1 protein-coding gene is annotated in these 234 nt (G+C 40.2%); it reads left to right on the top strand.

Features of this window, described 5'->3' with window-relative positions; genetic code table 11:
• Window positions 1–234 (top strand): EAL domain-containing protein (locus B4K20_RS15235; RefSeq protein WP_289283564.1); only part of this gene is annotated, 234 nt, incomplete at both ends.

Raw genomic sequence — 234 nt, 5'->3', positions numbered from 1 at the left:
ATGGCTATTGAGGCTGCCATTGATAAGATGAGTGCTTTCTCTAACGACACCAGTTTCTCATTAAATATTTCACCTGAATACGTGATAAATGGTGCTGTTGAGCGCGCATTAACTCAACATATTCTGGACAAAAAAATTGTCCTTGAAGTCACAGAACATGCTCAGATAACAGACTATCGCGCATTCAGAAATGCTGTCGAGTCATTACGTAATCAAGGTGTACGTCTTGCCATT

The sequence above is a fragment of the Methylophaga sp. UBA5088 genome (assembly GCF_002414625.1).
Lineage (GTDB): Bacteria > Pseudomonadota > Gammaproteobacteria > Nitrosococcales > Methylophagaceae > Methylophaga > Methylophaga marina.
Note: the sequence above shows the minus strand (reverse complement) of the source record. Positions and strands in the feature narration are given on the sequence as shown.